This window comes from Pseudomonas sp. GL-B-26, from assembly GCF_019947405.1.
Lineage (GTDB): Bacteria > Pseudomonadota > Gammaproteobacteria > Pseudomonadales > Pseudomonadaceae > Aquipseudomonas.
The window spans coordinates 1-1504 of the sequence record NZ_JAGYGJ010000103.1 but is presented as its reverse complement, the minus strand read 5'-3'; the positions used below and the strand labels follow the sequence as shown (position 1 = coordinate 1504).

1 protein-coding gene and 1 pseudogene are annotated in these 1504 nt (G+C 58.7%); both read right to left on the bottom strand.

Features of this window, described 5'->3' with window-relative positions; translation table 11 throughout:
* Window positions 1-727, bottom strand: a pseudogene (locus tag KGB23_RS30075) (glycine dehydrogenase (aminomethyl-transferring)); the annotation flags it as partial.
* Between the two features lie 11 nt (window positions 728-738).
* Window positions 739-1122, bottom strand: coding sequence for a glycine cleavage system protein GcvH (gene gcvH / locus KGB23_RS30070; protein WP_008027813.1), 384 nt, complete (start codon window positions 1120-1122; stop codon window positions 739-741).
* Window positions 1123-1504 lie beyond the last annotated feature (382 nt).

Sequence of the window (1504 nt, the reverse complement as noted above, 5' to 3'; positions counted from 1 at the left end):
CCGCCACCAAAGCATTGGCGGCGTGGAAGCGTTCGGTCAGTTCGCGGTAATCGAACACATCACCGTTGCTCGCCGGGTATTGCAGCAAAGCGCCGAAGAATGGCGACACGTCGCTCAGTTCACGCTCGTCGCCAACCACCACGTCGATGCCCAACGGCTCGGCCCGGGTGCGCAGCACGTCGAGGGTTTGCGGGTGGCAATGGCTGGAGGCGAAGAACGCGTGGCTGCCCTTGTTCTTGCTCAGGCGTTTGCAGAAGGTCATCGCTTCGGCGGCGGCGGTGGCTTCATCGAGCAAGGACGCGTTGGCGATCGGCAGGCCGGTGAGGTCACTGATCAGGGTCTGGAAATTCAGCAGCGCTTCGAGACGGCCCTGGGAAATCTCCGGTTGGTACGGGGTGTAGGCGGTGTACCAGGCCGGGTTTTCCAGCAGGTTGCGCAGGATCGGCGACGGCGTGTGGGTGCCGTAGTAGCCCTGGCCGATGTAGGTCTTGAACAGCTGGTTTTTGCCGGCGATGGACTTGATCAAGGCCAGGGCATCGGCTTCGCTCAGGCCGTCTTCGAGGCCGAGGACACTGGTGCCCTTGATGCTGTCCGGGATGACGCTGGCGCTCAGGGCTTCCAGCGAGTCGAAGCCGAGGCTATTGAGCATGGCTTGCTCGTCGCCGGCGCGCGGGCCGATGTGGCGGGCGATGAATTCGTTGGCAGTGGTCAGGCTTACTTGAGTCATGTCAGCGCTCCTCAGGCTTCGGCGTTGGCTTTGATCAGACGGTCGTAGGCGTCTTGATCCAGCAGTTTGGCGACAGCCGATGCATCGGTTGGCTGGAAGCGGAAGAACCAGCCTTCGCCCAGCGGATCTTCGTTGACCAGTTCAGGGCTGCTGTCCAGTGCCGGGTTCACTTCCAGCACCTCACCGTCCAGCGGCATGTACACGCCGCTGGCGGCTTTTACCGATTCCACGGTGGCGGCTTCAGCGCCTTTGTCGTAGGACTGCAGCTCAGGCAGTTGTACGAAAACCACGTCGCCCAAGGCGTTCTGTGCGAAAGCGGTGATGCCGACTGTGACGCTGCCGTCAGCTTCGGTACGCAGCCATTCGTGATCTTCAGTAAAACGCAACTCGCTCATGGAAACTCCTAAGGGGGGCCAGACTCGTCTGGTGTACGCGATTGAATGCCGGGCAAAGCCCTGCTTTATGGATGGTTACTAAGCAAAATCGCGGCCAATGTTTTTTTATTGTTAAAAATCAATAAGTTATAGGTTTATTCGGGGTGCGGCGATTTGCGGACTGTAGCGAAATCGCTACAGTCCAAGGCGGAGAAAAAAGCCTAAGTGGATCAAAGCCTTGCACAGCGGTGATCGGGAAGGGGTGTAGCGATATCGTTCCACTGTAGCGCTTTCAGTACAGATGGAGGTCGTTTTTGAACTCGGAATGGAAGGTGATGCAGGCCCTTGTGGGAGCGGGCTTGCTCGCGAATGCGGTGTGTCAGTTAGCATTGATTTGACTGAC